The 17,765-nt window shown below is 39.0% G+C and carries 21 protein-coding genes; 12 read left to right on the top strand and 9 right to left on the bottom strand.

Features of this window, described 5'->3' with window-relative positions:
* Nucleotides 1–50 precede the first annotated feature (50 nt).
* The 3 genes from nagK to yhbY all read right to left on the bottom strand — a co-directional run bounded on the left by nagK (nt 51) and on the right by yhbY (nt 2,084).
* The gene (nagK, locus tag HSP_RS0105515; protein WP_010129321.1) at nt 51–968 is read right to left on the bottom strand and encodes an N-acetylglucosamine kinase; all 918 of its coding nucleotides are present in this window, start codon (nt 966–968) and stop codon (nt 51–53) included.
* Complete coding sequence (locus HSP_RS0105510) at nt 965–1,705, bottom strand: phosphatase PAP2 family protein (RefSeq protein ID WP_029495213.1); 741 nt, start codon at nt 1,703–1,705, stop codon at nt 965–967. Before HSP_RS0105510 ends, nagK begins: the two co-directional genes overlap by 4 nt.
* Nucleotides 1,706–1,769: 64 nt before the next feature.
* On the bottom strand, nt 1,770–2,084 hold the full coding sequence (yhbY, locus tag HSP_RS0105505) for a ribosome assembly RNA-binding protein YhbY (RefSeq protein WP_081466974.1): 315 nt from the start codon (nt 2,082–2,084) through the stop codon (nt 1,770–1,772).
* Between the two features lie 101 nt (nt 2,085–2,185).
* Here yhbY and HSP_RS0105500 point away from each other — a divergent pair, with 101 nt between their 5' ends.
* Nucleotides 2,186–2,950 (top strand): glycosyltransferase family 2 protein, encoded by a 765-nt coding sequence (locus tag HSP_RS0105500; protein WP_007523094.1) that lies wholly within the window; start codon nt 2,186–2,188, stop codon nt 2,948–2,950.
* Nucleotides 2,951–2,994: 44 nt separating this feature from the next.
* Here the strand turns inward: HSP_RS0105500 and HSP_RS0105495 are convergent, their stop codons facing one another.
* Nucleotides 2,995–3,375, bottom strand: coding sequence for a cytochrome b562 (locus HSP_RS0105495; RefSeq protein WP_029495212.1), 381 nt, complete (start codon nt 3,373–3,375; stop codon nt 2,995–2,997).
* Between the two features lie 139 nt (nt 3,376–3,514).
* Between HSP_RS0105495 and trhP the strand changes: the two genes are divergently transcribed.
* From trhP to tdeA, 11 genes are all read left to right on the top strand, one after another.
* Complete coding sequence (trhP, locus tag HSP_RS0105490; RefSeq protein WP_010129317.1) at nt 3,515–4,909, top strand: prephenate-dependent tRNA uridine(34) hydroxylase TrhP; 1,395 nt, start codon at nt 3,515–3,517, stop codon at nt 4,907–4,909.
* Between the two features lie 121 nt (nt 4,910–5,030).
* Entirely contained in the window at nt 5,031–5,852 is an 822-nt protein-coding gene (locus HSP_RS0105485; RefSeq protein WP_010129316.1) for a hypothetical protein, read from the top strand.
* 76 nt (nt 5,853–5,928) lie between these two features.
* Nucleotides 5,929–7,167, top strand: a complete 1,239-nt coding sequence (locus tag HSP_RS0105480; protein ID WP_010129315.1) for an O-antigen ligase family protein — start codon at nt 5,929–5,931, stop codon at nt 7,165–7,167.
* Between the two features lie 2 nt (nt 7,168–7,169).
* Complete coding sequence (waaA, locus tag HSP_RS0105475) at nt 7,170–8,465, top strand: lipid IV(A) 3-deoxy-D-manno-octulosonic acid transferase (protein WP_010129314.1); 1,296 nt, start codon at nt 7,170–7,172, stop codon at nt 8,463–8,465.
* On the top strand, nt 8,452–8,943 hold the full coding sequence (gene coaD / locus HSP_RS0105470; protein ID WP_010129313.1) for a pantetheine-phosphate adenylyltransferase: 492 nt from the start codon (nt 8,452–8,454) through the stop codon (nt 8,941–8,943). Before waaA ends, coaD begins: the two co-directional genes overlap by 14 nt.
* Complete coding sequence (orn, locus tag HSP_RS0105465) at nt 8,930–9,478, top strand: oligoribonuclease (RefSeq protein WP_010129311.1); 549 nt, start codon at nt 8,930–8,932, stop codon at nt 9,476–9,478. Before coaD ends, orn begins: the two co-directional genes overlap by 14 nt.
* An 87-nt stretch (nt 9,479–9,565) precedes the next feature.
* Nucleotides 9,566–10,057 carry a tRNA (adenosine(37)-N6)-threonylcarbamoyltransferase complex ATPase subunit type 1 TsaE gene (gene tsaE / locus HSP_RS0105460; RefSeq protein ID WP_010129310.1) on the top strand — a complete coding sequence of 164 codons (492 nt, stop codon included), beginning with the start codon at nt 9,566–9,568 and terminating at the stop codon, nt 10,055–10,057.
* 35 nt (nt 10,058–10,092) lie between these two features.
* A complete protein-coding gene (locus tag HSP_RS0105455) occupies nt 10,093–11,262 on the top strand; it encodes an N-acetylmuramoyl-L-alanine amidase (protein ID WP_010129309.1) in 1,170 nt (389 codons plus the stop codon).
* Nucleotides 11,263–11,359: 97 nt separating this feature from the next.
* Entirely contained in the window at nt 11,360–11,833 is a 474-nt protein-coding gene (gene gpt / locus HSP_RS0105450) for a xanthine phosphoribosyltransferase (RefSeq protein ID WP_007523041.1), read from the top strand.
* Nucleotides 11,834–11,901: 68 nt separating this feature from the next.
* Nucleotides 11,902–12,525, top strand: a complete 624-nt coding sequence (gmk, locus tag HSP_RS0105445; protein ID WP_010129308.1) for a guanylate kinase — start codon at nt 11,902–11,904, stop codon at nt 12,523–12,525.
* Between the two features lie 53 nt (nt 12,526–12,578).
* The gene (gene tdeA / locus HSP_RS0105440) at nt 12,579–13,970 is read left to right on the top strand and encodes a toxin/drug exporter TdeA (RefSeq protein ID WP_010129307.1); all 1,392 of its coding nucleotides are present in this window, start codon (nt 12,579–12,581) and stop codon (nt 13,968–13,970) included.
* Between the two features lie 42 nt (nt 13,971–14,012).
* On the opposite strand, the gene HSP_RS0105435 is transcribed toward tdeA, so the two are convergent.
* The 5 genes from HSP_RS0105435 to HSP_RS0105415 form a co-directional block, all read right to left on the bottom strand.
* Nucleotides 14,013–14,312 (bottom strand): RnfH family protein, encoded by a 300-nt coding sequence (locus HSP_RS0105435; RefSeq protein WP_007523201.1) that lies wholly within the window; start codon nt 14,310–14,312, stop codon nt 14,013–14,015.
* A gap of 59 nt (nt 14,313–14,371) precedes the next feature.
* On the bottom strand, nt 14,372–15,427 hold the full coding sequence (gene modC, locus HSP_RS0105430) for a molybdenum ABC transporter ATP-binding protein ModC (protein WP_010129306.1): 1,056 nt from the start codon (nt 15,425–15,427) through the stop codon (nt 14,372–14,374).
* Nucleotides 15,414–16,106 carry a molybdate ABC transporter permease subunit gene (gene modB, locus HSP_RS0105425; protein ID WP_007522985.1) on the bottom strand — a complete coding sequence of 231 codons (693 nt, stop codon included), beginning with the start codon at nt 16,104–16,106 and terminating at the stop codon, nt 15,414–15,416. Before modB ends, modC begins: the two co-directional genes overlap by 14 nt.
* A gap of 39 nt (nt 16,107–16,145) precedes the next feature.
* Nucleotides 16,146–16,907, bottom strand: a complete 762-nt coding sequence (gene modA / locus HSP_RS0105420) for a molybdate ABC transporter substrate-binding protein (RefSeq protein WP_010129304.1) — start codon at nt 16,905–16,907, stop codon at nt 16,146–16,148.
* Between the two features lie 95 nt (nt 16,908–17,002).
* Nucleotides 17,003–17,764: an ABC transporter permease gene (locus HSP_RS0105415; protein ID WP_010129303.1), complete on the bottom strand. Its 762-nt coding sequence runs from the start codon at nt 17,762–17,764 to the stop codon at nt 17,003–17,005.
* Between the last annotated feature and the right edge of the window lies 1 nt (nt 17,765).

Here is a 17,765-nt window from a genome sequence, read left to right as displayed (position 1 = left end):
GCCTCGAAATAAGAAAAATCGCTTTATGGCAAGCCATAAAGCGATAGAGATTATTTTAAAAAGAGTGCAGCTGCACCGCGTGTGCCACCACTGTCGCCATGAATAGCTTTTTTAATCACAGGAACTTTAGCACTACGCATTAAATAAGGTGGCAGCGCTTTTGGTAAAGCTTCATAAATATGGTCGAAGTTTGAAAGTCCACCACCGAATACAATCATATCTGGATCTAAGATAGTGATAAGCTGAGCAATAGAAATTGCCATCAGTTCAATGTATTTTTCAACGAATGCGACGACTTTTTCTTCTTTTTGGTGAAAACGCTCAATGATTTCTTTTGCTGAAATAGCTTCGCCAGCTAGATCTCTAAAGAGTAATTCAAAGCCACGCCCTGACATATAGGTATCTAAGCAAGCACGATTACCACAACCACATTCATAAATAGGGGCTTTATCCCAACCTAATAATTTTAGTGCATGGTAGCTTAATTGAGTATGGCCAACTTCTCCAGCCATGCCGATTCGTCCAGAATGAATTTTACCATCAAACACTAAGCCGCCGCCAAAACCAGTCCCAATAATTAACCCTAAAACGGTTGAATATTGTTGGTTATTTTCATCCCAAGCTTCAGAAAGGGCAAAGCAGTTAGCGTCGTTTTCAGCACGAACTTCACGACCTAAACGTTGGCTTAAATCTTTAAGAATAGGCTTACCATCAGCCACGCGAATATTGGTAATTTCGGCAATATCATTTTCACGGTTAACGAAGCCTGGAATACCTAAGCCAACAGAACCTTTTTCTCCGAATTTCTCATCGGCATTACGCACGAGCTTTTCGATAGTAAATAGCCAATCTTCATAATTACTTTGTGGTGTAGGCACTCGTTCGCTATAAAGCTTCTCAAGCTGCTCGTTAAATACGGCTAGCTCAATTTTTGTGCCACCAATGTCAAGTCCGTAATAAATACTCATAATTCGCCTCGTTTTTTAAAAAGTGTGAATTTTTCTGCCAAAGGTACGCCCCATACAAAGAGTACACAATGAAAGCCCCAAGCTAATAAAGTACTAATAAAAAGATCAATTGGGTAGTGCATACCAAATCGTACACGACTAATAAGCATTAGTGCTGACCAAACCACAATGATTCCCTGTGCTAAGCGAGCTGCTGGTGTTTTAATATTTAGTAATAAGCCAACAAAAAGCAACATCCAAGAGACTGAAAAAATAGTGTGGCCAGAAGGGAAAGAATAACCGGTTTCGTTTTCTCGATGATGTACAATCAATGGGAAATCATGAGTTTGTTGTTGATAATATTGAGTCACTAAATTAGCGCGTTCATCTCGAGTTAATTCATAAAATTGTTCAACGCGTTCAGGTGTTCCCATTATGCTGACAACATAAGGTCTTGGTTCAGCAAATGTTGCTTTGGCAATCGTTTTAATGGCTTGCGTGCCAACCATAGAAGCGACACAAACTGAGCCAATTAACAGCCAGCTATAGCGTTTAGCAGAAAGCTTCATTAGCCAAAGCGTAAAAATCACGCAAGTAATTAACGCATAAGGCACAGATCCACTTTCAGTAAGAAAGTACATGAAGGTATCAAACCCTGCAATGAGATGGTTATCATTTTGCCAATGCCAACCACTAAACCAAGTCGCAAGTGGAATACATAACATCAATGCAGTATAAAAAGAGAGTTTGTTAATCATAAGGATGTTAATAAAGTATAAAAAATGGGCGTAGATGCGATGCATTTGCCCATTTTATTGAAAATTAAATTGATTTTGTTGCTTTCGGAAGCGTGATTTTCTTTTCTTCGCTTTGGCGATAAAGGACTAAAATATGGCCGATAGTTTGTACATTGACGGCTTTAGTTTCACGCACAATCGCATCAATAATAAGCTGTTTGGTTTCACGCTCAGCACCGGCAATTTTAACTTTGATTAGTTCATGGTGATCTAAAGCATTTTCAATTTCAGCTAATACGCCTTCAGTTAAACCGTTGCCACCCAGCATGACCACTGGGCTTAAATGATGTGCCAGTCCTTTTAAAAATTGTTTTTGTTTTGTAGTAAGTGTCATTGACATAAAGTTGCCTTTTAAATAAAGAAATTGTCATAGAAAATAGCACAAAGTCGCTATTTTTTAAAGTAGAATAGCAAAAATTCATTAGATGATAGGAAGATAAAATGCCGACATTAAGTGTTGCTATGATTGTGAAAAATGAAGCGCAAGATTTAGCGCAATGTCTTGAAACTGTAAAAGGTTGGGTAGATGAAATTGTAATTTTAGATAGTGGCAGCCAAGATAAAACAGCAGAAATTGCGGCACAATTTGGTGCAAAGTTTTATACCAATACAGATTGGCCTGGTTTTGGTAAACAACGCCAGCTTGCTCAGCAATATGTCACCAGTGATTATGTATTATGGCTAGATGCAGATGAGCGAGTCACGGAGACTTTAAAAGAGAGCATCTTACAAGCGGTCAAAAATAACAAACAAAATGCAGTTTATCGTCTTGCGCGTTTAAGTGAAGTGTTTGGACGGAAAATTTATCACAGTGGTTGGTATCCAGATTATGTTGTGCGTCTTTATCCAACAAATTTAGCTGGTTATGGTGATGAACTAGTGCATGAAAAAGTACATTATCCAAAAGGCACAGAAGTAATTAGCTTAAAAGGCGATTTGTTGCATTTCACTTATAAAAGCATTCATCACTATTTAGTGAAATCAGCGAATTATGCGCAAGCATGGTCAATCCAGCGTGCTAATCAAGGTAAGAAAGCCAGTCTTTTTGATGGCGTAACGCATGCGTTAGGATGTTTTATCAAAATGTATTTCCTTAAAGCAGGCTTTTTAGATGGGAAGCAAGGATTTCTGCTTGCAATCCTTTCCGCGCATTCCACCTTTGTAAAATATGCAGATTTATGGTTGCGTACGAAAAATAAGCGTTAGTCAAAAAGAAAGCCAATCAGGTTAAAAGCTGATTGGCTTTTGTATTATTTATATTCTTGATGATATTTCTTTTTCATCTCATCTAATACTGCAATGGTTTGTTTTGCTTCATCTAGATTGCCTTGTTGAGCTTGAGAATCAGCTTTTTTAACAACATCAATCACTTCTTGAATGCCTGCTTGATAACCTTTTAAGCGGTTAGCATCCTCTTCAGCTGAAAGGCTAATTGGCGTTTTATTTTGCGCTTCTTGGGCTTGAGTGACAAAGATTTCCGCTGCTTGATGAAACGTATCTGGGTTTTCAGCTTGAGTTAATGCGTTGAGTTGTTTTTTCATTTTAAACATTTCAGTCATCACGCCAGTTGCGAAGCTAAATGTGGATGCGCTCATTAACAGCGCAACGAGAAGAGTTTTGAATTTCATCATGTTTCCTATAGTTAAAGAGTGACATAAAATCGCATTTTAACCATCTATTGCTTGATAGAAAAGCCTATTTCTTAGAAAATAGACACTTTTACACTTTCCCACAAGGAAAGTCCTGACTTGTTATCAGAAGAGAACTCAAATGACTTTAAAATACGCAAAACCTGAACTGCTGTCACCGGCAGGAACATTAAAGAATATGCGCTATGCGTTTGCTTATGGAGCAGATGCGGTTTACGCTGGACAACCTCGTTACAGCTTACGTGTGCGTAACAATGAATTTAATCACGCTAACTTAAAAATTGCGATTGATGAAGCACATCAACTCGGTAAAAAATTCTATGTGGTTGTCAACATTGCGCCACATAATTCAAAACTTAAAACCTTTATTAAAGATCTACAAGTTGTTGTGGATATGAAGCCGGATGCCCTAATTATGTCAGATCCGGGTTTGATTATGTTAGTGCGCGAACATTTTCCACAAATGGATATTCACCTTTCTGTGCAGGCGAACGCAGTAAACTGGGCAACGGTAAAATTTTGGAAACAAATGGGGCTAACCCGTGTGATTTTATCGCGCGAGCTGTCATTAGAAGAAATTGAAGAAATTCGCCAACACGTACCAGATATTGAATTAGAAATTTTCGTTCATGGTGCGTTATGCATGGCGTATTCTGGACGTTGTTTACTTTCAGGTTATATCAATAAGCGTGATCCAAACCAAGGCACCTGTACTAATGCGTGCCGTTGGGAATATAAAATGGAAGAAGGCACAACCGATGAAGTCGGCAACATTGTGCCAAAAGAGAGCGTGCAGAAATATGCGCCTGAAATTGAGGTGACGAATGTCGCACCAACCTTAGGTGAAGGTACAACAACAGATAAAGTTTTCCTTTATACCGAACCGAATCGTCCTGATGAGCAAATGACTGCCTTTGAAGATGAGCATGGCACTTATTTCATGAACTCAAAAGACTTGCGCGCGGTGCAACATGTTGAGCGTTTAACTCAAATGGGCGTCCATTCTTTAAAAATTGAAGGGCGTACAAAATCTTTCTACTACTGCGCGCGTACTGCACAGGTTTATCGTAAAGCTATTGATGATGCTGCCGAAGGCAAACCGTTTGATACCTCTTTGCTAGATACCTTAGAATCTTTAGCGCATCGTGGTTATACCGAAGGTTTCTTACGTCGTCATACACATGATGAATATCAAAATTATGAATATGGTTATTCGATTTCAGAGCGTCAGCAATTTGTGGGCGAATTTACGGGTAAACGTAATGCAGAAGGCATGGCGGAAGTGGCAGTAAAAAACAAATTCCTTGTGGGTGATTCAGTTGAGATGATGACGCCAAAAGGCAATGTAGTATTTAAAATTGAACGAATGCTAAACCGTAAAAATGAATCCGTAGAAGCGGGCTTAGGGGATGGGCATTTCGTTTTCTTAGATGTGCCTGCGGATATTGAGTTAGATTTTGCGCTATTGATGCGTAACTTAACTGACACCAATACGCGTAACCCGCATAAGGGCTAGATTTCAACAAGCGGTCGGATTTGTAAAATATTTTGCAAATTCGACCGCTTGCTGATGAACCTTCCAACATCAAGCTATTATCATTTAATCTTTTTAGTTATTTTATCTAACGGAGCTTTGTATGCGACGCTTTTTATTAGGATGTTTTTTAACCTTGTTTTCCTCCACCATTTTTGCCCAGTTGAAAACAGATTTAGCCTTATTAAATTTGAAAGGACCGGTAAAGAAATGGGAAACGAAATCGATCAATCCTAGTAACTCTTCGGTTTTGGAACATAAGATTACTTACTTCAGTTCTCAGGGATTTAAAACGAAAGAAGAAACGCTCGGAAACTTTGCTCTGGTGCAAAACTTTGTGTATGACGAGCAAGGACGTTTAGTCAAATCTTTTTGGAATGGAGAGAGCGATGAGATTGAATATCTTTATCGCACTAATGCAGACGGAACATTAACGGTAACGCAGAAATGGAAAGCTAAAGATATTCCTAATGCGATCATCTCTGAAAATACCTATGATAAAAATGGCTTGTTAATCATTGAAAAAACGGCAGATGAATCTTGTGAAGAAAAGTGTGAGAAGCTTGAAAATGGCATGAATAAATATAGCCATCATTATGATGAACAGGGCAATCTTGTAGAAATTAAAAATGAGATTTTTGATAATGAATCCATCAAATTTACCAATAAATATGTTGATGGCAAATTAGTTGAACAAACCGAAACCAGCTATGGCAGTAAAGAAGTTCGGACTTTTGATGCTAATGGACATCTAATCAAACTTGAAGATTTTCCGCCTCATGGGTTTGGCGATGGTAGTTCGTCTTCTATAAAAGTTTGGAAAAATACCGTAGATAATTACGGTAATGTGCTAAAAATTGAGACGTTTGATGAGAGCAATAACTCTAGCAGCACAATTGTTGAAAATTCATATGAGTATTATTAGTTCAAAATAATCTGATAATGAATTTGGATAAAATTTCAGTATAATTGATCTTATTTTCTTTTATTTCGAGCGGCTTATGCTAAATCAACAACTTTCCCTTGATCGTATTTTATCTGGGCTAATCGCGCTCTTTTTTGTGTTGATCCTTCAAGCAAAATGGAGTTATAGCGCCTTACCCATCCTTTTAGCATTGGTTGGGGTGTATTTTTATGTTAAGCAACCTGCCAAGCGTCCAAACTTTGATCGTATGGATAAATGGTTGATTGGTAGCATCTTATTTTATTTTGCGCTATTTGTGGCTTCATTGTTGATTCATGGCGGTAAAGTGAGAGAGCTAGATTTAGCAAGCCGCACCTTGTTATGTGTACCTATTATTATGTTGTGCTATCAGCGTATATTAGCGCAGAAAGTGATTGTACAAGGTATTGCAATAGGCGGGATTTTTGCTGGAATCATTGCTAGTTGGCAAGTATTTGTACAAGGTATAGAAAGACCATTCCCAGCATTTATGCATATTCAAGCGGGCGATATTGCGATGTCGCTTGCGATTTTTGCTTTTGCCAGTTTATTTTATTTTCTCTCGCAAAAACAGAAAATTGGTATTGTACTTAGCCTTTTAGGTATGCTTGGTGCGTTATTAGCCAGCTTTTTAACTACTGCGCGTGGCGCTTGGATTGGCGCACCTGTGGTTATGCTATTGATATTTTGGTGGAACCGCAAAATGGTTTCTAAATGGATTTCGGTTGCAGTGCTTGCGGTGGTATTAGTTTGTGGTATTGCAGCAAACAATGTTATCCAAAAACGTTATGCTGAAGCAGAACAAGATATTGTCGCATATATTGAACGAAACGATGGCAATACCTCCTTAGGTGCACGTTTTGATATGTGGAAGAGCGCTTGGCTTGGCATTCAAGAAAAACCGATTTTTGGTTGGGGGCTAGAGGGCGTAAAAGAGATGCGCCAGCAGCACTTACAAGAAGGTAGAATTTCTGCCTATGCGGCGCAATTTGCGCATGCTCATAACCAATTTTTACATGATGCCTCAGTACGTGGCTTGTTTGGTTTTAGCGCATTATTACTTGTTTTCTTTGTGCCACTGATTGCGTTTTGGCGTAATTTGAGAACGGCAGCACAAGGTAGTCTGAAACAGCTTTGGAATATTCTAGGAGCGAGTCATATTTTATTAACGATGAGTTATTGTCTCTCACAAGCCTTTTTTATGCATAACTCTGGCACTATGTTCTATTTCACGACATTAGCGCTCTTTTGGGGTTTGCAAAAAAATGCAGAAAATCGACCGCTTGTGGAGCGTTAGTAATGTTACGCTATTGTTATACCTTACTGAGTTATCTTATTCAGCCACTCATTTTATTTTTTATGTGGCGAAAAAGCTGGAAACAACCAGAATATCGGGCGCGTTTAGCTGAGCGTTATGGTTTTTATGGCAATGCAACCTCGCCATCAGCGAAAGGGGTGGTTATTCATGCTGCTTCGGTAGGAGAAGTGATTGCCGCAACCCCTTTAATTAAAGCGATTCAAGCAAAATACCCTCAGTTAGCGGTAACCATTACCACTGTTACGCCAACAGGTTCAGAAAGGGTTAAAGCTGCATTTGGCGATTCTGTTTCGCATTTTTATTTACCTTATGATCTGCCGGGTGCGATAGAGCGTTTTATCACTTTCATCGATCCTAAATTGATGATTGTGATTGAAACAGAATTATGGCCGAATCTGATTCGTCGTTTACATCAGCATCACATTCCATTTGTTTTGGCTAATGCCAGATTGTCTCCTCGCTCAGCCAAACGTTATGGTTGGGTGAAATCGGGTATCCATAATATGCTGCATGAGATCTCATTACTCATGGCACAAGATAGCGTAAGCGCCGATCGTTATTTGGCATTAGGTTTCCCGCCTGAAAAATTGGTAACAACGGGTAATCTGAAATTTGATTTAGAAATCGATGAGGCACTGCGTAAAACAGTGATTGATACAGCGCATGAACTAAACGTGCATTATTGTCCTATTTGGATTGCAGGCAGTACCCATGAAGGTGAGGAAAAAATTATTTTAGAAGCGCATCAAGCGTTGCTAGAAAAACATCCCAATCTTGTTTTGATTTTAGTTCCTCGTCATCCAGAACGATTTGCTGATGTGGAAACGTTAATTCAAAAATCTGGTTTAGCTTATGTGAAACGCACTGAACAAACGCCCCTTTCAGGAAGCACCCAAGTGCTTTTAGGCGATACTATGGGTGAGATGATGTTACTTTATGGGTTATCGAAAGTGGCTTTTGTTGGGGGTAGTTTAGTAAAACATGGTGGGCATAATCCACTTGAACCGATTGCTTTTGAATTGCCTGTTATTTCTGGTGTTTATACTTATAACTTTCCAGAAATTTTTGCCAAACTCGCTGAGGTAAAAGGATTTGTTGAAGTCAACAGCGATACGCAATCGCTCGTACAAGCGGTTGAATTTTTATTAGAAAATCGTGAAGCACGCAAAACGATTGCTACGGCTGGCTTTAGCGTCTTACAAGAAAATCAAGGGGCATTAGAGCGCCATTTAGCTTTGCTTGCGCCTTATTTAGAGAAAAATAATGAAAGAAATTAGTATTTATGCGGGCACATTTGACCCAATTAGTCATGGGCATTTAAATATTATTGAGCGTGCAGCAAGATTGTTTGATCAGGTCATTGTGGCGGTAGCGAAAAATCCGAGCAAGCAGCCGCTGTTTAGTTTAGAAGAACGCGTTTCGCTTGTGGAGCAAAGTTGTGCACATTTAACAAATGTACAAGCGGTCGGATTTAGTGGATTACTTGCAGATTTTGCTAAGCAGCATCAAGCCAGAACCTTGATCCGAGGTATTCGTGGTAGTGATGATGTGGAATATGAAATTCAGCTGGCGCAGCTAAATAATCAATTAGCAGGGGAATTAGAAACAATTTTTTTCCCACCTTCAGTGACTTGGCGCTATCTGTCATCAACGATGATTCGAGAAATTTATAAACATCATGGCGATATTGCCCCTTTTGTGCCAGAGGTGGTGATGCAAGCATTAGTGAATAAGGAAAAGTATGAGTCAAGATAAGCAAAATTTAATCTGGATTGATTTAGAAATGACCGGGCTTGATCCAGAAAAAGAACGTATTATTGAAATTGCGACTATTGTAACGGATAAAGATCTCAATATTTTGGCGGAAGGTCCTGTACTTGCAGTGAAGCAATCGGATGAATTATTAGCCAAAATGAGTGATTGGTGTGTAAAAACGCATACCGAAAATGGCTTAATTGAGCGTGTTAAAGCGAGTAAATTAACCGAACGTGCCGCTGAATTGCAAACGTTAGATTTCCTCAAACGCTGGGTACCTAAAGGGGCTTCTCCTATTTGTGGCAATAGTGTCGCGCAAGATAAACGCTTTTTGTTTAAATATATGCCAGATCTTGCAGACTATTTTTACTATCGCCATTTAGATGTGAGTACATTAAAAGAGTTAGCCAGTCGTTGGAAGCCTGAGATGTTAAAAGGCTTTAAAAAGCAAAATACGCACTTGGCGTTAGATGATATTCGAGAGTCAATTAACGAATTAAAATTTTATCGTGAACATTTTATTCGTTTAGATTAAACCAAATTAAAATATGATGGTCGAAAAGTCGATGCATTGCTCCGTTGTTGTGGCGCATTCGGCTTTACCATCAACAAGAGAGATGTGATGAAAGATTTTCTTTCTTTTTCTTTTCCAGAAGAAGCCCAATTACTTGCCTTTGGCGAGCGTTTAGCTGAAGCTTTTAAAGCCTATTTAGCAGAAGATAGTGCGCATTCATTAGTGGTTTATTTAAACGGTGAATTAGGCGCAGGGAAAACCACACTAACGCGCCGTATTGTGCAAAGCTTTGGTCACCAAGGTAATGTGAAAAGCCCAACTTATACGCTGGTAGAAGAGTATGCGCTCCCACCATATCATTTGTACCATTTTGATTTATATCGCCTAGCTGATCCAGAAGAATTAGAATTTATGGGCATTCGGGATTATTTCCGTGCGCAAACATTATGTTTATTAGAATGGGCAAGTAAAGGCGAGGGTATGATTCCATCGGCTGATTTGATTATTCAAATCGATTATGAAGGTGAAGGACGCCGAATTACACTTAAGCCACAAACTGATGTGATTGCACAAGTGCTTGCAAAATTATCACCAAATTAGACCGCTTGATCGTTAAGTTTTTATTAGGACATAGAATGAATAGTTTTAAAAACCGTTTTTTTATGATGTTATTTACCTGCTTGATTAGCGGGCTAAGTATTGCCAAAACCGTAGTTGCAATTGATGCTGGGCATGGTGGAAAAGACCCGGGCGCAATTGGGAGTATGCTTGGGATTAAAGAAAAAACGGTAACACTTGCCATTGCTAAAGAATTAAAAGCGTTGTTAGATGCTGATCCCAATTTTAAAGCAGTCATGACGCGTAGTGGCGACTATTTTATTCAATTGCCAGAACGAACTGAAATTGCGCGTAAACATAAAGCGAATTATCTAGTTTCTATTCATGCGGACTCATCTCCAACTTCTTCGAGCATGAAAGGTGCTTCAGTTTGGGTATTATCTAATCGTCGTGCGAGCGATGAGATGGGAAAATGGTTGGAAGAGAGTGAAAAACAATCGGAGCTATTAGGTGGCGCAGGCCGAATTTTATCTAACAATAATGAAAAATATTTTAATCAGACCGTCTTAGACCTTCAGTTCTCACACGCTCAACGTTCAGGTTATGAATTAGGTAAAACCGTCCTTTCTCGCTTGTCTCCATTTGTGAGTTTGGCTAAATCTTCTCCGCAGCATGCAAGCTTGAGCGTATTGCGTTCGCCAGATATTACTTCTATTTTGGTGGAAACAGGTTTCTTATCAAATCCTGCGGAAGAACAAAAACTGGCTAGCCCGACTTATCGCAAGATGATTGCAAAATCAATTTATTATGGGTTAGTTGCATATCGTAACCGCCATTTAGGCATTTCGAATCCGAAAGGCGTTAATGTTTTGGATACGGAAAAAGCTGAAAAATCAGAACAAGCGGATAAAAAAGAGCAAGCAAAAGAAAAAGCTAGCGAAAAAGAAACAAGCAAAGATAAGAAAAATAATGAAAAATCTACTCGTGAAAAATCGGCTGATAAAAATAGCAAAGTAGAGGACAAGAATGTCAAAGAAAAAGCCAAAGTAAATAAAGAAGAGAAAAAAGAGGAAAAATCAGGGCGCAAAGAGATTAAAAAATCAACGAATGGTTACCATGTTGTTGCCCAAGATGAAACGCTTTACTCTATTGCTAGAGCTTATAACACGACACCAGAAAAGTTAAGCCAGCTCAATAATATAAAAAATAACCAAATTACCGTAGGCAAAAAACTGAAAGTGAAATAGTCATTTGACAATATTAGCCTAATGCGAAAAATTAGGGTAAAATACGGCAATTTTTTTAATTCGGTATGCTTGCCGATAAGACCTTTAGGAATCAATTATGAGTGAAAAATACACTAACGAAAAATATGTGGTAACTTGGGACATGTTCCATATGCACGCCCGTAAATTAGCGGAGCGTCTTTTACCTGCAACGCAATGGAAAGGTATTATTGCGGTAAGCCGTGGCGGTTTATTTCCTGCAGCTGTTTTAGCGCGTGAATTAAGTTTACGTCACGTAGAAACTGTGTGTGTAGCAAGTTATGATCATGATAACCAAGGTGAATTAAACGTGTTGCACGCAGCCCAAACTGATGGTGAAGGTTTTATCGTAGTCGATGATTTAGTTGATACAGGTAACACTGCGCGTGAAATTCGTAAAATGTATCCAAAAGCTAAATTTGTAACAGTATTTGCAAAACCAGCTGGTGCACCATTAGTGGATGATTACGTTATTGATATTCCGCAAGAAACTTGGATTGAACAGCCGTGGGATTTAGGTATTACCTTCGTTCCACCTCTTGCGAAAAAATAATCAATAAAAAGGTGAGGTACAACTTGTTGCACCTTTGTTTTTAGTTGGCATACTATAAGTAGGTTTATATGCGTTTAGGTAATCTTTATATTCTTTCTGCCCCAAGTGGCGCCGGCAAATCTTCCCTTATTAACGCTTTACTTGCCGATTTGCCTCGTCATGAAGTCCAACTTTCTATTTCTCATACCACTCGCCAACCACGTCCAGCAGAAGAAGATGGAGTACATTATTATTTTACTTGCCATACAGAATTTGAATCGCTTATCGAGAAAGGCCATTTTTTAGAGTGGGCAGAAGTTTTTGGAAATTATTATGGTACATCATTGCCGATGATTGAGCGCTCGCTTGAACAAGGGATTGATGTCTTTTTAGATATTGATTGGCAAGGCGCACGTCAAATTCGAGAAAAAGTGCCGAATGTCAAAACTATTTTTATTTTGCCTCCTTCTCGCGAAGAACTTGAACAACGTCTTATTGGTCGTGGTCAAGATTCTGCTGAAACTATCAGCAAACGTATGGCAGAAGCTGAGTCAGAAATGAGTCATTATGATGAGTTTGATTATGTCATTATCAATGATGACTTCAATCAAGCATTAAGTGAATTAAAAGCCATTTTAACCGCAGAACGTCTTAAATTAGCGCCACAAAAAATTCGTCATCAAGCGTTAATTAACCAATTATTGGCAAAGTAAGCGGTCGTTTTTCTGGCAAGATTTACAAAATTTTTAACAACAGTAGGGATAACATGAAATTATCAAAATTAGCTTTTTCTGTTGTGTTAGGGCTTGCTGTTTCTGCATGTTCTAACCAAATGAGCAAAGATGGTTCGTTAGAAGCTGCTCAACAAGATTATCAAAACTATGAAGAAATTACCAAACAGTTCTCTATCAATGAACAATGGTGGCGTGGTTATAACGACAGCCAATTAAATAGCTTAGTCGATGAAGCCATTGCCAATAACTTGAATTTAGCGAAAAGTGCGATTGCAGTAAATAAAGCGTTATACAATGCGAATTTAGTGGGTGCAAATTTAATTCCAACCTTTAGTGGCTCTGGCTCTGCTTCAGCAGCAAAAGGTGTGGGTAGCAGCTCAAATGAAAGATCGGTTGGCACTTCAACCATTACTAATACAGCCACTTTTAGCTTAAGTTATACTGTTGATTTATGGCGTCGTTTAGCCGATACAGCAAGTGCGGCTGAGTGGGAGCATAAAGCAACGATCGAAGATTTAAAATCGACGCGTTTATCGTTAATTAACTCTGTGGTGGCAACCTACTATCAGATTGCGTACTACAAAGATGCGATTGCAGTGACAGAACGTACGATTAAGAACTACGAAAGCATTGCAAATATCTTAAATAACAAATTAGCCGCAGGTGCAATCGATCCATTAGCTGTAGAACAAGCACAACAAGCAACGCTTAATGCGCGTAATAATGTGATTAGTTTACGTGCAAATTTAAAAGTTGCAGAGCAAACCTTGCGTAACTTATTGAATTTAAAACCAAATCAACCGTTACCAGCAAAATATCCAAGTATTTTAAGTGTGAAATTACAAGGCGTGGATACGAATGTGCCAGTATCGGTGATTGCAAACCGTCCAGATGTGACGGCTGCGCTTCAACGTTTACAAAGTCAATTTAACACGCTAACTGCAACAGAGAAGAGCTGGTTCCCAACATTAACGTTAGGTGCTTCTTTATCAAGTAGTGCTTCAAAAGTGCGTGATGTGGGCGATAATCCAGTCGGCAGTGGTGTTATTTCATTAAGCCTACCATTCTTAGATTGGGCGCGTGTGCAAAATAACATTAAAGTATCAGAGCAAAATTATTTAACAACCCGTGCAAATTACGAGCAAACCGTAACAACGGCGTTAAATGAAATTGATCGTTATTACTACACTTATCAGCAATCACGAAATAGCTTAGCGACTTTGCAAAAAGTACATGAGCATAATAAGAAAATTACTCAGTACTATAAAAATCGCTACGATGCGGGTTTATCAGAATTCCGTTTATGGATTGCGGCGATGAATACAGAGTTGAATTCACAACTTTCTATTTTGAACCAAAAATATACCATTTTAACGAACGAGAATTTAGTTTATCAGGCAATGGCTGGCAAATACGCTCGCTAAAGTGAAAAAAAGAAGGTGAAAGCCTTCTTTTTGTTTTTATGATTATTTAGATTTTGCTGCTTGTTCTTGTGCGCGTTGACGGCGAATTTCTTTTGGATCAGCAAGCAATGGGCGATAAATTTCAATACGGTCACCATCATTGACCATATCGGTTAATTTAACCGAACGGCTAAAAATCCCTACCTTATTTTTCCGTAAATCAATCTCAGTATATTTTTCTAACACGCCTGATTGCAAAATCACATTTTGCACAGTAGTTGGTGCGCTAAGTGTGACTTTCTTTAAGAAATAACGATCAGGATAAGCGTAAATCACTTCTACAACACATTTTTCTTCCGACATCTTTTTCCCTCTTTACAAGCGGTCATATTTTACTGAAATTTTACTAATCAACCAACAAGCTATAACGAAACTGTTTTAATTTGAATATAAACAGATTGCCCAATAGTTAATGCCATTTCATCAAACGACCAAAGGCTAATGCTTGCCCAAATTGTTTCTGAACCAATTTTTACGGCGATATCAACGCGATCTTGTTGTTCTTCAATCTCAACAATTTCACCTTTGAGAATATTGCGAATTGAGCTATGTTGCGGTCTTTCTAAGACTATTGAAACATCTTTACTTGCAATAGTCAGGCGAAGTTTTTCCCCGAATTGATAACGTGGTAGTACGGGAATCCAAAGTTGTTGCTGTTCAATCGCTAAGCCTAACATATGATATTCAGGCTGATGTTGGCTAATTGGTAATTCCAATAAGCTCATTTTTTGTGAATCGGGCTGCCAATCGGCAAAAATTGGGCTGTGCCACACATGATTAACAGTGTCAAAAGCAACGATTTTACCTCGTTCAATCAGAATTAGTCTGTCAGCTAAGCGAACGATCTCATCTAGGCTATGGGTAACATAGAGAATGGGGATTGCTACACTTTTGGCTAATGTCGCTAAATAGTCAAGCAACTCTTTTTTACGTGGCAGATCGAGTGCAGAAAGCGGTTCATCCATCAGTAGAATATCGGGCTGACTTAATAGCGCGCGACCAATAGCAACTCGTTGTTTTTCTCCACCGGATAAACTAGCAGGGTAGCGCGCTAATAAAGGTTCAATACCCAGCAACTGGATGATTTGCTTAAAGTGTGCATTATCTGCATGTTTCATCCCGTATTTTAAATTTTTCTTAATGGTGTAATGGGGGAATAATCTTGGCTCTTGAAAAACATAGCCAATCTTACGTTTTTCAGGTGGCAGATTGATATCAGCTTGGCTATCAAATAATACTTTTTCACCAAGTGTAATACGGCCAGAATCAGGATGACTAAGCCCAGCGACTAAATTGATTAAGCTAGATTTTCCTGCACCCGAACGTCCAAAAATTGCAGTCACACCTTGTGCAGGAATTTCAAGATTGGCTTCAAGCGATAATTCGCCTAATTGTTGAATAAGATTAAGCTTGAGCATAGCGTTTTTGTCTCTGAGCAAGCCATTCTGAAGCGAATAAGGCTAATAGGGAAATTCCGATCGCAACCAGACAAAGGCGAGCGGCTGCAAGTTCGCCATTCGGCGTTTCAATAAAGGTAAATAGCGCAGCTGGAATAGTTTGCGTTTGATTCGGAATGTTGGATACAAAGGTAATAGTTGCGCCAAATTCACCTAAAGAACGAGCGAAACCAAGAACCGCACCTGCAATAATGCCAGAAAATGAAAGTGGTAAAGTTAGCGTAAAAAAGACCTTTAATGGGCTGGCGCCAAGCGTTCTTGCCGCTTGTTCTAATTTAATATCTACGGCATCTAATGCTAAACGAATTGAGCGTACCATTAACGGAAACGCCATTACCATTGAGGCTAATACGGCACCTTTCCAAGAAAAGCTAAAAGAGAAATTGAACCACTCCCATAAGAATTGACCAATTACTCCGCGTTTTGCCATTGAAATAAGCAGTAAATAACCAATCACAACAGGCGGAAGAACTAATGGCAAATGGACAATACCATTTAGTAAATTTTTACCCCAGAACTCTTTTCGAGAGAGCAACCAGGCAATAGCAATGGCAAAAGGTAAAGAAAAAATGACCGCTATACTGGCAATTTTCAAGCTCAACCAAATTGCGGCAATTTCTTGTGGACTAAATTCAAACATAAGGTAAAAAGCCCTTGCAAGCTTGCAAGGGCATCTCAATTATGGCAATGGATAGAAACCAGCGGCTTCAAATTTTGCTTTTGCTGCTGGTGTTTTGAGGAAGTCTAAGAATTTTTTCGCTTCAGTTTTATCGCTGACTGTCGCTGCTGGATAAACCACTTCACCATAGCTTTCTTGTGGGAAAGTCGCGATAACTTTGACTTTATCTGCTGAAACTTTCGCATCTGTTGAATAAACAATACCTAATGGCGCTTCACCGCGTTCAACAAAAGAAAGTGCATCACGCACGTTTTTCGCACGCGCTAAGCGAGGTTCAACATCTGCCCAAAGTTTGTAGTGTTCTAATGCTTTTTTCGCATATTTACCTGCTGGAACGTGTTCTGGATCACCAACGGATAAGTAGTTTTCTTTTAAAATCGCTTTAAAATCTACGTTTTCAACTTTGGTGCTATTTAGTGTACTGGAGGCTGGTGCAATGAGAACCAAGTCATTTTTCACTAAATTTGCAACGTTTTTAGTTTTTGCAGGTTGTTTTTCTTTTACATAGTCCATCCATTTTAGGTCAGCAGAAATGAATACGTCTGCTGGCGCATCTTGCTCAATTTGTTTTGCAAGTATAGAAGAAGAAGCAAAAGAGAAGGTTACTTTGTCTTGAGGATTGGCTTTTTCGAAATCTTTATTGATTTCTTGTAAGACATTAGTCATTGAAGCTGCAGCAAAAACAGTAATATCTTCAGCTGCGGCTAAGTTAGCTGAAAAAGCAAAAATACCCGCGAGGGCAACTTTGTGTAATTTTTTCATGTGAGTTCCTTTAGTTTAAAGATGAGAATAATAAGTTAAAGGATGACTAGCTAACATTAGCAAAAGTTATTCTCATCTATCCGTGGCAATGAATGCTAGCTTCGTAATCCCACACCTTTTTCCATGAGCGAAAAGGCAATTGAGTATAACACGACAATAAAAAGAAGTAATACACCAAAAGTGTAAATAACAGGCACATCGCTTACGCCTAAAAAGCCGTAGCGGAAGCCGTTTACCATATACACGATTGGGTTAAACTTAGATACCGTCTGCCAAAATTCAGGTAACAAAGAAATGGAGTAAAACACCCCGCCTAAATAAGTCAGCGGTGTTAAAACGAAGGTTGGGATAATCCCTACATCATCAAAAGTTTTCGCATAAATCGCATTGATAAAGCCCCCTAATGCAAAGGCAATAGTAGTCATCATCAGTGTCAGTAAGATCATCGCCCATGAGTGAATATCAAAGGAAACAAAGCTGAGCGACACGAGCATCACTAAAATGCCAGCTAACCCACCACGCATCATGCTGCCAATAATATAGCCCCAAATAATGTCATGGCTAGAAAGTGGTGAGACAAGCAGTTCTTCATAAGTCCGCGTAAATTTGCTTAAAAAGAAGGAAGACGCGGTGTTGACATAAGAGGCGGTAATGGCTGTCATCATCACTAAACCGGGGGCAATAAACTGCATATAGCTGACGCCATTCATTTCACCAATGCGCCCACCAATCAGTTTCCCGAAAATTAAGAAATAAAGGGTAGTGGTAATAATAGGTGGAACTAAAGTCTGTTTCCAAATGCGAATAACCCGGCGGGATTCCCGGCCGGCAAGTGTTAGAAATCCGGTTAAATTCATA

The sequence above is a fragment of the Haemophilus sputorum CCUG 13788 genome, from assembly GCF_000238795.1.
GTDB classification, from domain to species: Bacteria; Pseudomonadota; Gammaproteobacteria; order Enterobacterales; family Pasteurellaceae; genus Haemophilus_A; species Haemophilus_A sputorum.
The sequence above is the reverse complement of the archived record's forward strand: the minus strand, read 5'-3'. Positions and strand labels throughout refer to the sequence as shown.